We start from the raw sequence: 17,393 nt of genomic DNA on the forward strand, positions 1-17,393 counted from the left end.
GCACCGTGGCGAGCTCGGGGCGCCGCGGCGCGGCCACGCGGCGGCGCCGGCGAGAAGGACGTGAGGGACGAGAGGGGCCCGCGCCCGCGACCCCGCCCGCCCGGGGCGCTACCTTCCCGGCGCGATCCAGAACTTGAGCACGGGGAAGCTCACCACCACGGCGAGCAGCGTGTTCACCACGGAGGCGATGGTGCCCGAGAGCGTTGCGTCGATTCCGAGCGCGGTCTGGCAGAAGCTCATCACGTAGTTGGGCAGCAGCAGGTTCACCACCACGATGACCACGGCGAGCACGGCGTACTTCCACGCGGTCTCGCGGAAGCTCGCGTCGGACCTGAAGACCCACTTCATCTGCACGAAGAAGTTCACGACCTGCGCCGCGACCTCGGCGACGAGGAAGGCGATGAAGGCGCCGAGGCCGGTGTCGCGGTAGTCGAAGACGAGGAACTGGAACGGCTGGGTCAGCTGCAGCGTCTGCACGAAGAGCGCCGTCCCCGCTGCGGTGAGGGCGATGCGCACGATGGTGGAGACGTTGGAGAGCACGTTGAACTTGACGAACTCCCAGACCCCCCGGTGCTCCCGGGTCCACGTTTCGAAGCTCATGTTCGATCCTTTCTGCGGGGCGTGCAAAGGGGCGTGCAAAAGTGCCTGTCCCCTTTGCACGGTTAGAGCTTGCGGGCGAGCGCGCGGTTGCGCACCAGGTTGGCGAGAAGGGCGAGGGCAATCGGCGCCACGACCCAGAGCGCCCACAGGAGGGCGCCGACGCCCGCGCCCCACCCGAGGGCGAGCGAGAGGGCGAGAAGGACGGCGCCGCCCCAGCCGAATCCGCGCACCTCGCGCACGAGCGCGTCGACGACGCCCATGTCGGCCATGCCCCCCGTCATCTTTGCGATGGCGCGCAGCGGCATGTTCCAGACGAAGAGGACGTTGAGGTTGGGCCTGCCGGAGCGCTCGGCCGCGCGCTTCATCGCCCGGAGCGCGAGCCACACGACCCAGAAGACGAGCGAGCGCCCGTGGCCGAGGTCGCAGAAGCACATGTTGCGACCGATCCCGGGCGTGTCGTCGGGGAGGGGCCTGCCGAGAAGGGCGGAGAAGTGCGCGTCGTCCACCGAGGTCACGTCGGCGGTCTCGTAGGGGGTCACGTCGACGCCCGCGTAGGGGTTCGGGGCTCCGGTCCCGGCGAGCTCGACGACCCCCACGAGCCTGATGTCCTCGCACGACGCCCCCACGCGCAGCTCGTAGGCGCCGCCCTCGACCTCCCAGCGGCCCGTCGCCACGTTGAAGTACGCGAAGGAGCGCTCGGTGAGGGGGATCGTTACGCGACGGGACTCGCCCGGGGCGAGCTCGACCTTGGCGAAGCCCCTGAGCTCCTGCTCGGGGCGGAAGACCTCGCGCTCGGGCTTGGCGACGTAGAGCTGGACCACCTCGGCGCCCGCGACGTTCCCGGTGTTGGCGACGGTGAGGGCGACCCCGTCGGGGGAGGCCTCGAGGCCGGAGTAGGCGAAGGTCGTGTACGAGAGGCCGAAGCCGAAGGGGAGCGCCACGGGCGCGCCCGCGCTCTGGAAGTAGCGATAGCCCACGTAGAGCCCCTCGCGGTACTCCGCGCAGCGCCCCTCGGAGGGGAAGCTCGCCGAGGAGGGCACGTCCGAGAGGCGCAGCGGCCAGGTCTCGGAGAGCCTGCCCGAGGGGCAGGTCCTCCCCGTGACCACGTCGAGGGCCCCGCCCGCGCCCGCCTGGCCGCCGAGGGCGCAGTAGAGCACCGCGCGGGCGTCGTCCATCCAGTCGCTCTCGACCGCCGACCCCGCGCTCAGCAGGACCGCCACGTTGGGGTTGACCCCTGCGACGGCATGGGCGAGCTCGAGCTGGTTGTCGTTCAGGCGCATGTCCGGGCGGTCGGCGCCCTCCGACTCCTGGATCTCGGTGAGGCCCAGGCAGAGCAGCACCACGTCCGCGTGCGCGGCGAGGTCGAGCGCCGCGCCGCGCCGCGCGGGGCTCTCGCCGCCGTCGCGCTCGAAGCCCGGCTCGTAGCCGACGAGGTCGAGGTCCGTCTCGCCCATGAGGCCGAGCAGGCTGTCCACGCGCGTGGAGTTGACGGCCGAGGAGCCGGCGCCCTGGTAGTGCGGGGTCTTGGCGAAGTCGCCGATGAGGGCGACGCGCGTGCCCGCGGCGAGCGGGAGGAGCTCGCCCTCGTTCTTGAGCAGGACGCAGCCCGCCGCCGCGGCCTCGCGGGCGAGGGCGTGGTGGGCGTCGGCGTCGAAGGAGCGCCGCGCCGCCTCGACGGCGGGGGCGACGGACAGGGCGAGCTCGACGGCCTCGTCGACGCGCTCGTCGAGGTCGGCCTCCGAGAGCGCGCCCGAGCGCACGGCGTCCATGAGCTCGCGCACCGAGCCGAGGCCCGGCGCCGGCATCTCGATGGTCGAGCCGGCGGCGACGCCGGCTGCGTGGTCGTTGGAGCCTCCCCAGTCGGTCACGACGGCGCCGTCGAAGCCCCACTCGTCGCGCAGTATGTCGCCCAGCAGGTGGCTGCTCTCGTTGGCGTACGTGCCGTTCACGAGGTTGTAGGAGGTCATGATGGTCCTGGGGGCGGACTCGGTGACGCAGGTCTCGAAGCCGGCGAGGTAGATCTCGCGCAGCGTGCGCTCGTCGAGCACGGAGTCGGACGCCTGGCGGCGCGTCTCCTGGCTGTTGGCGGCATAGTGCTTGGGGCAGGCACCGATGCCCGTGGACTGGATGCCGCGCACGTAGGCCGCCGCCATCGTGCCGCTCAGGCAGGGGTCCTCCGAGAAGTACTCGAAGTTGCGGCCGCAGAGCGGGTTGCGCTTGATGCACAGGCCCGGGCCCAGCAGCACGCCCACGCCCTGGGAGGCCGCCTCGGCGCCCATGGCCGCGGCCACCCGCTCGGCGAGCCTTGGGTCCCAGCTGTTGGCGATGGTGACGGCGGTGGGGAAGCACGTTGCCGGCTCGGAGGCGTTGAGCCCGAGGTGGTCGGCGTCCCCCGCCTGGTGGCGCACGCCGGAGGGCCCGTCGGAGAACTCGACCGACGGGATGCCCAGGCGCTCGATGGGCCGGGTGCCGAAGGTCGTGGCACCCTGGAGCAGCGTGCACTTCTCGGCGAGCGTCATTGTGCTGATAAGGTCCTCGTGCCTCATGGTTCCTCCTCGGTCCTGCTCGGTCCCGATGATAGGCCCGCCCGGCGCTCGGGGGCGCCTCCCGTCACGATCGGTTCCCTGTGCGACTCGATCGGCACGCCGCACATGCCACCGGTCGCGCAGAGCGACGCCCGGCTCAAGGATGCGCGTGCGGCGCCAGAGGTCGTCCTTGTGCCAGCGCAGGTCGGATGAGCCGTATCGAAACGCGCCCGCCCGCGGGGGGCGCCCTCATAAGCGGGGGCGGGCGAGAAGGACCTCGAGGTCCCTCTCGCCCGCCCTGGCGTCCCGCGATCTGGCGCGCGTCCCGAGGCTTCGCTACGCGTCCGCTCCGCCGTCCCCACCGCCGCGCTGCTCGCGGAGCGCGGGCAGGATCCGCTTGACCACCCAGAAGCCGACCGCGACGACCACGATGGCGATGATGACGTACTTGACGATGTCGGAGACCCACTCCGCCTGCGCGGTGACCGTCGCCCACGCGCTGCCCGCGGCGGCGCCGAGGGAGCAGAGGATGGAGTTCCACACGACGGAGCCGACCAGCGTGTAGAGCGTGAAGCGCACCGGGTTCATCTTGGCGGTCCCGGCCGGGATCGAGATGAGGCTGCGCACGATGGGGATGCAGCGGCAGATGAGCACCGTGACCTGCCCCTTGCGGTCGAACCAGTCCACGGCGCTCGCGACGTCGCCGGGCTTGAAGCCCAGCAGGCGCATCGGGCGCGTGCCGAAGAACGTCATGAGGCGCTCGCGCGAGAGGAGCCTGCCCACGCCATAGAGGATGTAGGCCCCCGTGACCGAGCCCACCGTGGCGGCGGCGATCACGCCGGGGAGCACGAGGTCGGTCGTGGTGGTGAAGAAGCCGGAGAGGGGAAGGATCAGCTCGCTCGGGATGGGCGGGAAGACGTTCTCGAAGAAGATGAGGAACCACACGCCAACGTAGCCGAACTGGCTGATGAGATTGGTGAAGACGTCCTCCATGGGACTCCCTTGTCTCGGAGACACAACGTTGCCCATTATCGCCGTTGGCCGTGCGCGCCGATGAAAATCAACGATTGCACAGAACTGCGCCCCGGCGGGCGGGGCCGGGCGCGCAGTCGCCGACCGCCCCGCCGGGGCGCCCCCCTGGCTCAGGGCAGCGGGGGCTCCCCGCAGGCGTCGAGGCGATCCTGCCACGCGGCGCGCGCCTCCTCGAACCCGGCGAGCCGCCGACGCGCCACGCCGAGGTCGAACGGCGCGAACCCCCGGTCCCGGGCCCCGGCGAGGGACTGCAGGAGCACCCGCCCGCTACCGTAGAGCTCGCTCAGGAACTCTTCGAACTCGCCCCTGTCGCGCACTCCCTCGGGCGGCGCGTCGCCCGAGCCCTCCATGAGCTGCACGCCGAGCGGGGCGGCGCCCCGCACGACCCGGACGACCCGGATGCGGTGCTCCCAGAGCGCCTGCTCGTCCCCGTAGGCGTAGGTGAGGTCGCTCGACTCGGTGAGGGTGGCGCCCAGCGTCTCCCGTGACGCGCGCCGCTCGACGAGCTTCCTCTTGCGCGTGGGTGGCACGGCGACGCCCCCGCACGCCTCGCGCTCGCCGAGGAGGAGGTTCTGGCGGCCGTTGCTGTGCAGGAAGCCGAACGGCTGGCAGTCGAGCCAGCACATGCTGAGCTGGATCGCCACGTGGAGGTCGAGGAACGTGAGGCCCGCGGGGACGAGGAGCCTCCTCCTGCACTCGCTGTCGAGGCTGCGCTCGCACGATTCGAAGAGGTCGTACGAGCGGTAGGTGCGGTATGCGGCGCCGGCGCGCACGTCGAGCACGAACCCGCGCGCGTCGTCGGCGTCGCGTCCGTACGCCTCGGGCGGCTCCTCGAGGGTGACGCGTCCGAGGGGGACCGCGGGGAGCGCACGGGCGGCGTCGCGGTCCCGCGACCCGACCAACGTCATGAGCTGCGCCATGGTGAGCGGGCCGGCACCGTCCAGGACCTCCTCGGCGAGTATCACCGGGCTCGACGACTTGATCTCGTCCATGCTGGCGCCGAGCGCGGGCCCGAGGGCGCACTGCAGGTACTTGACGACGCCGCGCGCCTCCCGTATCCCCTCGCGCGTGAAGAGCACCTGATCAGACCCCGGGGAGTACCTGACGAGGTCGTAGTCGGCCAGCGTCCTCAGCGGGCGGTCCCACGGGGCCTCGACCTGCTGGTACAGCACGTCGGAGAACTCGGTGAAGCCGTTTCTCAGGTAGGCGAGGGCGAGGGTCAGCAGCAGGTCGAGGCGCTCGTTGAGGGTCATGTCCATCTTCGCTCCAATCTTCGTGTCGGGGGGCGAAGCCTAGCAGGTGAACGGGCTCCCCGACTTCCAGGCGACGTACCGCTTCCTGCGTCCGCCGGCAGGCGCGTGGCGCCTTCGTGGAGGCCGCGGTGCGCCTCGGCGAGCGGTCGTTTCATGGCCGCGGGCGGCGTGCGGCGGGAGGCCCCGCCGCCGCGTCGCGCCCGGCGCGACCGGGCGACGGACCCGTGCACAACCCTGTCAGATCGCTTACCGGGCGCTTACGGCGACGCCGTATCGTGAGGGCAACGTAAGGGCGACGTGGAGGTGTGCCATGCCCGAGACCATCCAGAGCTGCGGGGACACGAGTCTGAGGCGCCTCGGCGCCCTCGGTGCGCTGCTCTGCGGGGCGTGCGCCGTGCTGGGCGTGGTCCTTCTCGCCCTCGAGCCCACCGCGGCGAACCTCGTCGCGCTGCTCCTGGCGCTCGCGCTCGCCGCGAGCGGCTGCGCGATCGCGCGCCGGGCGTAGCCGCGAACCCTCCTCCTGACCCATCCGAGCCCCGCCCCTCGTGGGCCCCTCCGGCCGCCGTCGCGCGGTTTACCCCTCGCTGTCGTTGACAGATACCCCCATTGGGTATAAATTCTCTGTCATAGATACCCCTAGGGGGCATGAGGAACGGGAGGCTCGATGGACGATCGGGACCTGGCGGCGACGCCCGCCGGCACGGACGGGGCGGGGGCGTGCCCGCGCTGCGGCGCGTACAAGCACACGCCGCGCTCCCCGGAGCTCAAGCGCGACGTCACGCGGCGCATCAACCGCGTCGTCGGCCAGCTGGGCGGCATCAGGGCGATGGTCGAGGAGGACCGCTACTGCGGCGACGTCCTCACGCAGCTCGCCGCCGTGGAGTCGGCGGTGAAGGCGATCTCGCGCGTGGTCATGCGCGACCACCTCGAGACCTGCGTGGTCGAGCGCGTCCGCGCCGGGGACGCCGAGGTGGTCGACGAGGTCATGGACCTCTTCAAGAAGTTCATGTGAGCCCGCCCGGCGCGGGCCCTGCCAGATCGTCTGCGAATTGGGGCACGCACCCAATTTACAGAGGGGGAGTCAGATGAGGGAGACCTTTGACATTACGGGCATGACCTGTGCGGCGTGCTCGGCGCGGGTGCAGAAGGCGGCGGGCGGCGTGCCCGGGGTGACCTGCGCCAACGTGAACCTGCTCAAGAACTCGATGGAGCTCGACTACGACGGAGACGGGGCCACGGCAGCTGCCGTCATCGAGGCCATCGAGCGGTCGGGCTACGGCGCGAGCCGCCGGACGCCGCGCGCCGCCGGTCGCGCCGCGGATCCGGTCGAGCGCCCCGGCGCCGCCGCGGAGCGCGCCGTCGCGGAGAAGCGCAGCCAGCTCATCGTCTCCGCGATCTTCTCGGTGCCGCTGTTCTACGTGGCGATGGGGCCGATGCTCGGCTGGCCGCAGCCGGCACCGATCGCCGGGGACGCCAACCTCATGGCGCAGGCGCTCACGCAGCTGCTGCTCTGCATGCCCATCCTGATGGTCAACCGCCACTACTTCGTGACCGGTTTCAAGACGCTCTGGCACCGCGCGCCCAACATGGACTCGCTCATCGCGCTGGGCTCGGCGGCGTCTGCCCTGTGGTCGGTCGCCCAGCTCTACCGCATGGCGTGGGCCCTGGGCTCGGGTGACGCCGCGACGCTCCATGCCGCGGCGCACGACCTCTACTTCGACTCGGCCGGCATGATCCTCACCCTCATCACGCTCGGCAAGTTCTTCGAGGCGCGCGCCAAGGGGCGCACCACCGACGCCATCGCCGCCCTCATGGACCTCGCGCCCAAGACGGCCACCGTCATGCGCGACGGCGCCGAGGTCGAGGTCCCGACCGAGGAGGTCGTCGTGGGGGAGCGCGTGATCGTGCGGGCCGGCGAGTCGGTGCCCGTGGACGGCGTGGTCGTGGAGGGCTCCGCGGCCGTCGACGAGTCGGCGATCACCGGCGAGTCGGTGCCCGTGGAGAAGGGCCCGGGCGACCGCGTGACCGGCGCCACCGTCTCGACGCGGGGCTGGCTCGCCGTGGAGGCGCGCGCCGTGGGCGACGACACCGCTCTCGCCGGCATCATCCGCCTCGTTGACGAGGCGACGAGCTCCAAGGCCCCCATCGAGCGCATGGCCGACAGGATCGCCGGCGTCTTCGTGCCAGTGGTCATCGCCGTCGCCGCGGTGACGCTCGTGGCATGGGCGGCGCTCTCGGGCGACTTCGCCCTGGCGCTCACGCACGCCATCTCCATCCTCGTGATCTCGTGCCCCTGCGCGCTGGGGCTCGCCACGCCCACGGCCATCATGGTGGGCACCGGCCGCGGCGCCGCCAACGGCATCCTCATCAAGTCCGCCGAGGCGCTCGAGACCGCCTGCCGCGTGGACGCGGTGGCGCTCGACAAGACCGGAACCGTCACGGCGGGGGCCCCGCGCGTGACCGACGTCCGTCTCGCGGGCACGGTGTCCGAGGCCGAGCTCGTGCGCGTCGCCGCCGCGCTGGAGCGCAAGAGCGAGCACCCGCTCGCCTCCGCCATCTGCGCCTACGCCGACGAGCGCCACCCCGGGGCGGACGCGGGCGCGGTCGTGTCGGGCTTCGAGCAGGTGCCGGGCGGGGGCATCGCCGCCTCCGTCGACGGCGCGGCGGCGCTCGCCGGCAACGCGCGCCTCATGGCGGACCGCGGCGTCGAGCTCGGCGCCCTCGCGGACGAGGCCGCCGAGCTCGCCGACGACGGGAAGACCCCGCTGTTCTTCTCGTCCGACGGGAGGGCCCTCGGCCTGGTCGCCGTGGCGGACCCGGTCAAGCCCACGAGCGCCCGTGCCGTCGCGCGCCTGCGCGCGATGGGCGCGCGCACCGTCCTTCTCACCGGGGACCAGGAGCGCACCGCCGCGGCGGTGGCCCGACGGGTGGGCGTCGACGAGGTCATCGCCGGGGTGCTGCCCGCCCAGAAGGAGGCGAAGGTCCGCGAGCTGCAGGGCGCCGGTCGCGTCGTGGCCATGGTCGGTGACGGGATCAACGACGCCCCCGCGCTCGCGCGCGCCGACGTGGGCGTCGCCATCGGCGCGGGCACCGACGTTGCCATCGGGTCGGCCGACGTGGTGCTCATGCGCTCCGACCCGGCCGACGTGGCCACGGCTATGGAGCTCTCGCGCGCCACGATGAGAAACATCAAGCAGAACCTCTTCTGGGCGCTCTTCTACAACGCGATCTGCATCCCGGTCGCGGCGGGCGCGCTCTCGCCGTGGGGCGTGACGCTCAACCCCATGATCGGCGCCGCCGCCATGGGCTTCAGCTCCGTCTTCGTGGTGACCAACGCGCTGCGCCTGCGCACGTGGAGGCCGCGCGAGGCGGTGCCCGCGGGGGACGCGCCCGCGCGGGGCGAGGCGAGCGGCGGGTCCGCCGTGTCGGTCTCGAGCGTCGACGCCCCCGCGCCGTCAAAGCCAGTGGATTCCTCGGCCGCGAGGGCGGCCGAGCCGACAGGAAAGGAAGCAGCCATGACCAGGAAGCTCAACGTGACCGGGATGATGTGCCAGCACTGCGTCGCGCACGTGACCAAGGCGCTCGAGGGCGTCGAGGGCGTGAGCTCCGTCGACGTGAGCCTCGAGGCGGGCACCGCGACGGTGGAGGCGGCCGAGGGCGTCTCCGACGACGCGCTTGTCGCCGCCGTGGCGGACGCCGGCTACGAGGCCACCGTCGCGTAGCGCGCCCGCTGCTCGAGCGTGACGCGGAGCCGACCGCGCACACCCTCCGTCCGGGCCCCGTCTCGGGGCGTGAAAGCGAGGGTGTGCGCGGTCGGCCTCGGTACACGGCGGGCTGGGGCGGGCGTGCCGGGCCGCGCGGCGGCCCCGCGGCCAGGGCGCGGCGGGTCTACAATGGTGCGGCTCGAAATCGGACGTCGGGAAGGACCTGCCCATGGGCTTCACCCCCGCGCAGCGGCGCACCATCTACACCCTCGGCTTCTGCGGGCTCGTCTCCGCGGCGGACAACTGGTTCGTCTCGCCCGCGCTCCCCGCCATCGCGAGCGCGCTCGGCGTGGCGGCCTCCGCGGCGACGATCGTGCTGACGGCGTATCTCGTCCCCTACGGCATGCTCCAGCCGGTCTGCGGGACGCTCGGCGACCGCTTCGGCCGCCTCCGGGTGCTCCACGTGATCGTGGCGGGCCTCGCGATCGGCACGTTCCTGTGCGCGCTGGCGCCGACGCTCCCGCTGCTCGTGGCCGCGCGCGTGGTCACGGGGTGCTTCGCCGCGGGGATCATCGCCGTCTCGCAGGCGCACGTCGGCGACGTCGTGGGGCCCGAGCGCCGGGGCGCGGCGGTGGGGGTCCTCATGGGCGTCACGTTCACGGGCCAGGGACTCTCGTCGGGCCTCGGCGGCATCATCACCGACCTCATGAGCTGGCGGGCGGCGTTCGCGTGCTTCGGCGCGCTGGCGCTCGTCGCGCTGGCGCTGCTGCTCCGGCTCCCCGCGGGGGGCGGGTCGGTCGCCGGCGGCGCCGCGCCCGCGGGTGAGGTCGCCGACGGCGAGGGGCGCCCCGTTGCGCAGGGAGGCTTCCTCGTGCGCGCGTCGCGCATCTTCTTCGGCAGCCATCGCGCGGTCTTTTTGGTCGCGTGCTCCACGGGCCTCGTCTTCCTCGGCGTCTACGGCTTCATGGGGACGTTCCTCTCCCAGCGCTGCGGACTCGGCTCCACGCAGGCGGGCCTCATCATGATGCTCTACGGCGTCATGTGCCTCGTCGGCGGAACCGTCTCGGGGCGCATCGGGGCCGCGCACGGGCCACGCGGGGTCATCCTCGTGGGGGAGGCGTCCGGGCTCGTCGCCATCGCTTCGCTCGCGGCGGTGGCGGCCACGGGCCTGTGGCAGCCGGCGCTCCTGGCGGCCGGGGCGCTCGGGTTCGGGTACATCCTCACGCAGCCCACGCTCGTATCGCTCTCGATGGACGCCGACCCCGCGCAGACCGGCCTCTGCACCGGCCTCATCGGCCTCGGCGTCTTTGCGGGCGGGGGCGTGGGCAGCGCGCTCGGCAGCCGCGTCGTGGCGGCGCTCGGCTACGGCGGCCTCTGGGCGGCGGCCGCCGCCCTGCTCGCGTGCCAGCTCGTGGTCGGCGGGCGCGCCCTCGCGGCGCTGGCGCGGCGCGGATAGGGGCCTTCCCCGGGCCCCGCGACCCTCGGCCCCATGCGCTACTATGGAGGGCCGAGAATCACCGCGTCCAGGAGGGCTCATGTCAGACGAGAAGAACGTGCAGGCTCAGGCGTCGCTCTTTGGGGACGTCCCCTCAGGCCCGCGCGGCCCGGAGCCGGCGCAGACGCCCCCGCGCGTCCGGCACGCCGAGCTCAACCGCGTTCTGTCCCACGCGGCCTACGCCTACTACGCGCTCGACCGCCCCGAGATGTCCGACGCCGAGTTCGACCGCGCCCTCCAGGAGCTTCTCGCCCTCGAGGCCGCTCACCCCGAGCTCGTTACGCCCGAGTCCTACACCCAGCGCGTGGGCGGGTACGTCTCGGAGCAGTTCGAGCCGGTGACCCACGCCGCGCGCATGTACTCGATGGACGACGCCATGGACCTCGACGAGCTCGACGAGTGGCTCGCCCGCACCGACGAGGCCCTCGGGGCCACGCCCGAGCGTCCCGTCGCCTACACCTGCGAGCTCAAGATCGACGGCCTCGGCGTCGCCCTCACGTACCGCGACGCCCAGTTCGTGCGAGCGGCCACCCGCGGAGACGGCGTCACGGGCGAGAACGTCACCGCCAACGTCCTCACCGTGCGCGACGTCCCGCGCGCCCTGGCGCCGACCGGGCTCGCCCGGCTCGCGGACGGCGGCGTCGGGCGCTCCGTGGAGGTCCGCGGCGAGGTCTACATGCCGCGGCACTCCTTCGCCCGCCTCAACGAGGACGCCGACGCCGCGGGCACCGCCCCCTTCGCCAACCCCAGGAACGCCGCGGCGGGAAGCCTTCGCCAGAAGGACCCCAAGGTCACCGCGCACCGCGACCTCGAGACCTTCATCTACGCCGTGGCTGACGAGGCCCCGATCGACGTCCACACCCAGTGGGACTTCCTCGGCTGGCTCCGCTCCTGCGGGTTCTCGGTGAACGAGCACGCGGCGCGCTGCACCTCAGCCGCGGAGGTGCGCGCCTACTGCGAGCGCGCCCTCGCGCACCGCGACGAGCTCGACTACGACATCGACGGCGTGGTCGTGAAGGTGGACTCCTTCGCGAGCCAGGCCGCGCTCGGCTTCACGGCCCGCGCGCCGCGCTGGGCCATCGCGTTCAAGTTCCCGCCCGAGGAGAGGCGCACCGTCCTGCGCGAGATCCGCGTGCAGGTGGGCCGCACCGGAGTGCTCACGCCCGTCGCCGAGTTCGACCCCGTGACGGTCGCCGGCTCCACCATCGCCCGCGCGACCCTCCACAACGTCGACGAGATCGCCCGCAAGAACGTCCGCGTGGGGGACACGATCGTGGTCCACAAGGCCGGGGACGTCATCCCCGAGGTCGTGGGTCCCGTGCTCGAGCTGCGCCCCGAGGGCGCGCCGGAGTTCGCCATGCCCGAGCGCTGCCCCTCCTGCGGCAGCCCCGTGGTGCGCGAGGAGGGCGAGGTCGCCTACCGCTGCGTCTCCATCGACTGTCCCGCGCAGGCCGTCGAGCGCCTCATCCACTGGGGCAGCCGCAAGGCCATGGACATCGACGGCCTGGGGGACGAGATCGTGGCCCGCATGGTCGAGCAGGGCCTGCTCGCCGACGTGGCGGACTTCTACGACCGCCTCACCGAGGGCGCGCTCGCCGAGGTCTGGACCGGTCGTCAGACCGTGGACGGGGAGGACATCGTCGTGGGGCCCGTCGTGGCCGCCAAGATCATGGCGCAGGTGGCGGAGTCCAGGGGTCGCGGCCTGGCGCGCGTCCTCTTTGGCCTGGGCATCCGGCACGTGGGCGAGACGGTGGCCCGCCAGCTGGCGGGGCACTTCGGGAGCATGCAGGCGCTCGCCGCGGCCACGGAGGAGGACATCGCCGCCGTGGACGGCGTGGGCCCCAAGATCGCCGCCAGCGTGCGCGGCTTCTTCCAGGTCGAGAAGAACGTGGCGGTCGTGGAGCGCCTGCGCGAGGCCGGCGTGGCCCTGGAGGAGGAGCGCGCGGAGCCCGAGCGGCCGCAGACGCTCGCGGGCCTCACGTTCGTCCTCACGGGCACGCTCGAGCGCCTCAGGCGCGGCGACGCCAAGGCCGCGCTCGAGTCCCTCGGCGCCAAGGTCACGGGCTCGGTCTCCAAGAAGACGAGCTACGTGGTGGCGGGCGCCGCGGCGGGCTCCAAGCTCACCAAGGCCGAGTCGCTCGGCGTGCCCGTCCTCGACGAGGCGGCCCTCGAGCGCATCCTGGAGACCGGCGAGCCGCCCGTCGGCGAGGGTCGTTGACGGTGGGACAGCGGGGACGGAGGTGTGACACACCCCCCGTCCCCGCTGTCCCGCGCGGGAGGAGGGACGCGCATGACGCGTGATGACACGAGGGCCGACTACGGCCGCATAGACTTCGAGGGGCTGCCCAACACGCGCGACCTGGGAGGGCTCGTGGGCGCGGGCGGCAGGCGCGTGCGCCGCGGGCTGCTCCTGCGCTCGGGAACGCTCTACTTTGCCACGAGCGCCGACCGCAGGCGCCTCATCGAGGACTACCACCTGCGCACGGTCGTCGACCTGCGCGGGGAGGACGAGCTCGCCGAGTACCCCGACCACATGGAGCGCATGCCCGGCGTGCGCTACGTGCACGCCGACGCCCTCAGGGACGCCGTCGCCGGCATCTCGCAGAACGCGGAGGCGCGCGAGCGCCTGGAGGCGGCGCGCACCAGCACCGACGACCCGGCCCTCTTCATGGAGACGGTCTACCCGCACATCCTGCTCGGGGAGTCCGGGGTCGCGGCCTATCGGTCCCTCATGCGATGCGTGCTCGAGACGACGGACGGCGCCGTCCTCTGGCACTGCCACTTCGGGCGCGACCGCTGCGGCATGGGGAGCATGCTCGTGGAGGCCGCCCTCGGCGTGGACCCGGGGGCCATCGAGGAGGACTACCTCGCCACCAACCGCTTCAACCCCGATCCCGCCGACGAGCGAACCGACGCCAACCCGCGCTTCATCCGCGCCGCGGTGGGGGCGCTCGACCGGGAGTTCGGCGGCGTCATGGGCTACGTGCGCGAGGCCCTCGGGCTGGGCGAGGCCGAGGTGTCCGAGCTCCGCGGGCGCTACCTGGAGTAGGGGGAGCCGTGAACCTCCTCACGCGACTTCGGCTGGGCGAGGGCCTCTCCGCGGGGGAGCGCGCCCTAGCCGAGGTCCTTCTCGCCGACCCCGACGCGCTCGACCGCGCCACCGTCAAGCTCGCCCTCTCGCCGCAGGAGGACCACGCGCGCAAGGTGTCCCCCTTCGGGACGGGGCTCTCGCTGCTCTTCGTGCTCGACGCGCTCTTCGCGCGCTGCTTCGTCGAGGACTATGACGCCAACCTCGCGCGCCGCTTCGCGTACTACGACCGCATCGTCGGGATGGGCGGCTGCGGCGGCGCCTCGACCTGACGACCCCCAGGCCGCGCGCCCCGCGCTAGAACCTGTGCAGCGTCGGCTCGCCCGCCTCGTAGGTGCTAACGCCCGCGAAGCCCAGCTCCTCGAGCTCGCGGTACGCAAGGCGCAGGTAGGACCCGAGGTGCTCGGGGGCGTGCGAGTCCGATCCCACGGTGACGACGGTCCCGCCGAGGTCGCGGTAGAGCTCGAGGACCTGGCGCGAGGGCTGGAAGTCCCCCAGGCCGTAGCGGATTCCCGAGGTGTTGACCTCGATGCCCTTTCCGTCCGCGATCACGCGGCGCAAGATCTCGGCCACGACGTCGCGGACGTTCTCGAAGGGGTAGTCGCCGAAGGGGTCGTAGCGGCGGATGAGGTCGAGGTGCCCCAGGACCGAGTAGTCGCGGAAGGACTCGACCACGCCGAGGAGCTCGCCGTAGTACGCGTCGTGGATCTCGCGCTGGGAGCGCCCGCGCTGGAAGTCGCCGTTCCAGTACTCGAGGTTGCCCACCTGGTGGATGGAGCAGATGACGAAGTCGAGCCGGTCGGCCAGGCGTCGCGCGAGCGCGCGGTTCTGGTCGAGCGTGGTGGTCTGCACGCCCAGCTCGAGGCCCGCACGCAGGCAGATGCGGTCCCCGAGCTGGTCGCGCACCCGACCGAGCTCCTCGAGGTACGCCTCGTAGGGGCAGTTGGTGACGGGGTGCCCGTCCTCGAAGCGCGCCCCCTCGGGGTGGTCCCACTCGGGCTTGACGCCGTAGTCGACGTGCTCGGTGAAGCAGACCTCGTCGAGGTTGAGGCGCAGCGCGTCGCGCGCGACCCGCTCGAGGGGGTAGGTCGAGTCGTCGGAGAAGCCGGTGTGAACGTGGTAGTCGGCGAGCATGCGGGTCCTCTCTCCTATGGTCTGAGCAGAGGATACACGCCCGCCCCCGCGGGAGGGCCGCTGGCGAGAAAAACGGGCGTTTGTCCCGTGACGTGGCGTCGGACGGCGCGTCGGACGGGACGTTCGTGCCGCCCGACGCGGGGCGGGGCGGCCCCGTCGCGCCCCGCTAGGTGTTGTTCCTGCGCCACTCCCGCGGGGAGACCCCGTAGGTCCCCTTGAACGCGCGCGAGAAGTGGAGCTGGTTGGGGTACCCCACGGCGCGGCCCACCTCGCCCACGGGCAGCGCGGTGAGCTTGAGCAGCTCGGAGGCCTTGGACATGCGGTAGCCGATGAGGTAGCGCTGGGGGGAGGCGCCCGTCGCGGCCTTGAAGACCTTGCCGAAGTAGCTGCGGTTGAGCCCCGTGCAGCGGGCGATGTCCTCGACCGTGATGTCGTCCTGGTAGCGCTCCTTGATGAAGTCGATGGCCTCGCGGATGTAGAAGCCCTGCAGCTTGCCCGCGGGCTGCTCGGAGGGGTGGTCGACCGACCTCAGCAGGTAGTCGAGGAAGAGGTAGGTGTGCCCGATGAGGTGCAGCGGGGAGGCGTCGCGGTTGCTCGCGAGGTAGCGCATCTCGTCGACCATGCGGGCGCGCAGCTCGCTCGAGAGCGAGCGGTAGACGGGGGAGGAGGGCGTGAGCCCCGCGGTCTCGAGGTCGTCCCTCACGCGGATGCCGTCGAACTCCACCCAGGCGTACTCCCACGGGTCGTCGAGGTCGGCCACGTAGGTGTTCACCTGGTCGGGGAAGATGAGGAAGCCCTCGCCCTCGCCGATGCGGTAGTCCCGCTTGGTTCCGTTGCCGTCCGTTGACATGAGCAGGCCGCGCCCCGAGATGATGTAGTGGAAGAGGAAGTGGCTGCGCCGCGCCGGCCCGAAGGCGTGGCCAGGCTCGCACACCTCGCGGCCGTACTGGTACGGCATGAGGTCGACGTAGTGACCGCTCGGAAACGTGGAGAACTCGAGCTCGTGGGCGGGCATCCGACCCCCTCTCCGCGCACGGCCGGATCAGGTCCGGGCCATTGCGAACTCGTATGACGCATTTTGCATAGTATACCACATTTCGTATATATGAGATTCGACATAATGTCGCATCAAGATAGTTCTTCTCGGTGTGATATGAAATCGATTCCTGAAATGTCATGAGCTGAGCACGCAATCTACCTGCGCTTTTACAATTGGTCCAAACCGTTTGCCCGTCATATCGTTCCGCTGGTCGATTTGGTGTACTTCTTGTGTAATCTCAAACAGCACCATTAACCTGCGAAAACACGAACATATCTATAAAATATACACGAATCAGGTAAAAATGGCGCAAAAGTGCCAGCCTAAAATAAGGGCAACGTAAGGTGGGGCCCGTGAGCGGCGGCGTGCCGAGCGGGCAGGGAGAAAGGGTTCGCAATGGCGAGTCTCTCACTTGAACACATTGGGAAGAAGTACCCCAACGGCTTTGAGGGGGTGAAGGACTTCAACCTCGAGATTGCCGACAAGGAGTTCATCATCTTCGTCGGCCCGTCCGGCTGCGGAAAGTCCACGACGCTGCGCATGGTCGCCGGCCTCGAGGACATCACGTCCGGCACCCTCAAGATCGACGGTCGCGTGGTCAACGACGTCGAGCCCAAGGACCGCGACATCGCGATGGTCTTCCAGACCTACGCCCTCTACCCGCACATGACCGTGTACGAGAACATGGCCTTCCCGCTCAAGCTCCGCAAGGTCGCCTCCGACGAGATCGACAAGGCCGTCCGCGAGGCGGCCCGCATCCTCGACCTCGAGAAGCTCCTCGACCGCAAGCCCTCCGCCCTCTCCGGCGGCCAGCGCCAGCGCGTCGCCATGGGCCGCGCCATCGTCCGCGCCCCCAAGGTCTACCTCATGGACGAGCCGCTCTCCAACCTCGACGCCAAGCTCCGCGTCCAGATGCGCGCCGAGATCTCCAAGCTCCACGACCGCCTTGGCGCCACGATCATCTACGTCACGCACGACCAGACCGAGGCCATGACGCTCGGCACCCGCATCGTCGTCATGAAGGACGGCGTCATGCAGCAGGTGGACACCCCCACCAAGCTCTACAACGAGCCCTGCAACCTCTTCGTCGCCGGCTTCATCGGCTCCCCGCAGATGAACTTCATCGACGTCCAGGTGAGCGAGAAGGGCGCGGGCGTCGCCCTCACCTTCGGCAAGAACACCATCACCCTCACCGGAGCCAAGGCCGACGCCCTCAAGAAGGGCGGCTACGTGGGCAAGGTCGTCGTCATGGGCATCCGCCCCGAGGACGTCGTCGAGGAGCACGAGTACGCCGAGGGCCGCACCCTCTCCGAGTCGTTCCCCGCCAACGTCACCGTCTACGAGCTGCTGGGCTCCGAGGCCATGATCTACGCCGACGTCGACGGCGGCCAGATCTCCGCGCACCTCAGCGCCTCGAGCACCGTCCGCACCGGGTCCAAGATCAACTGCGCCATCGACCTTGCCAAGGTCCACCTCTTTGACAAGCAGTCCGAGCTCGCCATCGCCCACTAGGGAAGGAGGAG

At 71.4% G+C, this 17,393-nt stretch carries 14 protein-coding genes; 8 read left to right on the forward strand and 6 right to left on the reverse strand.

Features of this window, described 5'->3' with window-relative positions:
• Positions 1-108: 108 nt before the first annotated feature.
• From BQ7106_RS00310 to BQ7106_RS00325, 4 genes are all read right to left on the reverse strand, one after another.
• Positions 109-600, reverse strand: coding sequence for a GtrA family protein (locus BQ7106_RS00310; protein ID WP_072369522.1), 492 nt, complete (start codon positions 598-600; stop codon positions 109-111).
• A 62-nt stretch (positions 601-662) separates the two neighbouring features.
• Positions 663-3,146, reverse strand: coding sequence for a glycoside hydrolase family 3 C-terminal domain-containing protein (locus tag BQ7106_RS00315; RefSeq protein WP_072369524.1), 2,484 nt, complete (start codon positions 3,144-3,146; stop codon positions 663-665).
• Between the two features lie 315 nt (positions 3,147-3,461).
• A complete protein-coding gene (locus BQ7106_RS00320; protein ID WP_072369527.1) occupies positions 3,462-4,118 on the reverse strand; it encodes a DedA family protein in 657 nt (218 codons plus the stop codon).
• Positions 4,119-4,267: 149 nt separating this feature from the next.
• Positions 4,268-5,416, reverse strand: a complete 1,149-nt coding sequence (locus tag BQ7106_RS00325; RefSeq protein WP_072369530.1) for an IS1096 element passenger TnpR family protein — start codon at positions 5,414-5,416, stop codon at positions 4,268-4,270.
• A gap of 304 nt (positions 5,417-5,720) precedes the next feature.
• Between BQ7106_RS00325 and BQ7106_RS00330 the strand changes: the two genes are divergently transcribed.
• The 7 genes from BQ7106_RS00330 to BQ7106_RS00360 all read left to right on the forward strand — a co-directional run bounded on the left by BQ7106_RS00330 (position 5,721) and on the right by BQ7106_RS00360 (position 13,969).
• Positions 5,721-5,915 (forward strand): hypothetical protein, encoded by a 195-nt coding sequence (locus tag BQ7106_RS00330; protein ID WP_072369534.1) that lies wholly within the window; start codon positions 5,721-5,723, stop codon positions 5,913-5,915.
• A gap of 159 nt (positions 5,916-6,074) precedes the next feature.
• The gene (locus tag BQ7106_RS00335; RefSeq protein ID WP_072369537.1) at positions 6,075-6,422 is read left to right on the forward strand and encodes a metal-sensing transcriptional repressor; all 348 of its coding nucleotides are present in this window, start codon (positions 6,075-6,077) and stop codon (positions 6,420-6,422) included.
• 73 nt (positions 6,423-6,495) lie between these two features.
• A complete protein-coding gene (locus tag BQ7106_RS00340; protein ID WP_072369541.1) occupies positions 6,496-9,132 on the forward strand; it encodes a heavy metal translocating P-type ATPase in 2,637 nt (878 codons plus the stop codon).
• Between the two features lie 211 nt (positions 9,133-9,343).
• Positions 9,344-10,570: an MFS transporter gene (locus BQ7106_RS00345; protein WP_072369544.1), complete on the forward strand. Its 1,227-nt coding sequence runs from the start codon at positions 9,344-9,346 to the stop codon at positions 10,568-10,570.
• Positions 10,571-10,649: 79 nt separating this feature from the next.
• A complete protein-coding gene (gene ligA, locus BQ7106_RS00350) occupies positions 10,650-12,827 on the forward strand; it encodes an NAD-dependent DNA ligase LigA (RefSeq protein ID WP_072369547.1) in 2,178 nt (725 codons plus the stop codon).
• Positions 12,828-12,899: 72 nt separating this feature from the next.
• The gene (locus BQ7106_RS00355) at positions 12,900-13,658 is read left to right on the forward strand and encodes a tyrosine-protein phosphatase (RefSeq protein ID WP_072369550.1); all 759 of its coding nucleotides are present in this window, start codon (positions 12,900-12,902) and stop codon (positions 13,656-13,658) included.
• A gap of 8 nt (positions 13,659-13,666) precedes the next feature.
• Entirely contained in the window at positions 13,667-13,969 is a 303-nt protein-coding gene (locus BQ7106_RS00360) for a hypothetical protein (RefSeq protein ID WP_072369554.1), read from the forward strand.
• Positions 13,970-13,994: 25 nt separating this feature from the next.
• Here the strand turns inward: BQ7106_RS00360 and BQ7106_RS00365 are convergent, their stop codons facing one another.
• Positions 13,995-14,831 (reverse strand): histidinol-phosphatase HisJ family protein, encoded by an 837-nt coding sequence (locus BQ7106_RS00365; protein ID WP_072369557.1) that lies wholly within the window; start codon positions 14,829-14,831, stop codon positions 13,995-13,997.
• A gap of 166 nt (positions 14,832-14,997) precedes the next feature.
• Positions 14,998-15,846 carry an AraC family transcriptional regulator gene (locus BQ7106_RS00370; protein ID WP_072369561.1) on the reverse strand — a complete coding sequence of 283 codons (849 nt, stop codon included), beginning with the start codon at positions 15,844-15,846 and terminating at the stop codon, positions 14,998-15,000.
• Between the two features lie 420 nt (positions 15,847-16,266).
• Between BQ7106_RS00370 and BQ7106_RS00375 the strand changes: the two genes are divergently transcribed.
• A complete protein-coding gene (locus tag BQ7106_RS00375; protein WP_072369568.1) occupies positions 16,267-17,382 on the forward strand; it encodes an ABC transporter ATP-binding protein in 1,116 nt (371 codons plus the stop codon).
• The last annotated feature ends 11 nt before the right edge of the window (positions 17,383-17,393 follow it).

This window comes from Thermophilibacter mediterraneus (assembly GCF_900119385.1).
Classification (GTDB): Bacteria; Actinomycetota; Coriobacteriia; order Coriobacteriales; family Atopobiaceae; genus Thermophilibacter; species Thermophilibacter mediterraneus.

Excerpts from the sequence above, each read along its gene's own strand:
- BQ7106_RS00315 (WP_072369524.1), bottom strand. The coding sequence starts at position 3,146 with ATGAGGCACGAGGACCTTATCAGCACAATGACGCTCGCCGAGAAGTGC.
- BQ7106_RS00320 (WP_072369527.1), bottom strand. The coding sequence starts at position 4,118 with ATGGAGGACGTCTTCACCAATCTCATCAGCCAGTTCGGCTACGTTGGC.
- BQ7106_RS00345 (WP_072369544.1), top strand. The coding sequence starts at position 9,344 with ATGGGCTTCACCCCCGCGCAGCGGCGCACCATCTACACCCTCGGCTTC.
- BQ7106_RS00310 (WP_072369522.1), bottom strand. The coding sequence starts at position 600 with ATGAGCTTCGAAACGTGGACCCGGGAGCACCGGGGGGTCTGGGAGTTC.
- BQ7106_RS00370 (WP_072369561.1), bottom strand. The coding sequence starts at position 15,846 with ATGCCCGCCCACGAGCTCGAGTTCTCCACGTTTCCGAGCGGTCACTAC.
- BQ7106_RS00325 (WP_072369530.1), bottom strand. The coding sequence starts at position 5,416 with ATGGACATGACCCTCAACGAGCGCCTCGACCTGCTGCTGACCCTCGCC.
- BQ7106_RS00340 (WP_072369541.1), top strand. The coding sequence starts at position 6,496 with ATGAGGGAGACCTTTGACATTACGGGCATGACCTGTGCGGCGTGCTCG.
- ligA (WP_072369547.1), top strand. The coding sequence starts at position 10,650 with ATGTCAGACGAGAAGAACGTGCAGGCTCAGGCGTCGCTCTTTGGGGAC.
- BQ7106_RS00335 (WP_072369537.1), top strand. The coding sequence starts at position 6,075 with ATGGACGATCGGGACCTGGCGGCGACGCCCGCCGGCACGGACGGGGCG.
- BQ7106_RS00365 (WP_072369557.1), bottom strand. The coding sequence starts at position 14,831 with ATGCTCGCCGACTACCACGTTCACACCGGCTTCTCCGACGACTCGACC.
- BQ7106_RS00355 (WP_072369550.1), top strand. The coding sequence starts at position 12,900 with ATGACGCGTGATGACACGAGGGCCGACTACGGCCGCATAGACTTCGAG.
- BQ7106_RS00375 (WP_072369568.1), top strand. The coding sequence starts at position 16,267 with ATGGCGAGTCTCTCACTTGAACACATTGGGAAGAAGTACCCCAACGGC.
- BQ7106_RS00330 (WP_072369534.1), top strand. The coding sequence starts at position 5,721 with ATGCCCGAGACCATCCAGAGCTGCGGGGACACGAGTCTGAGGCGCCTC.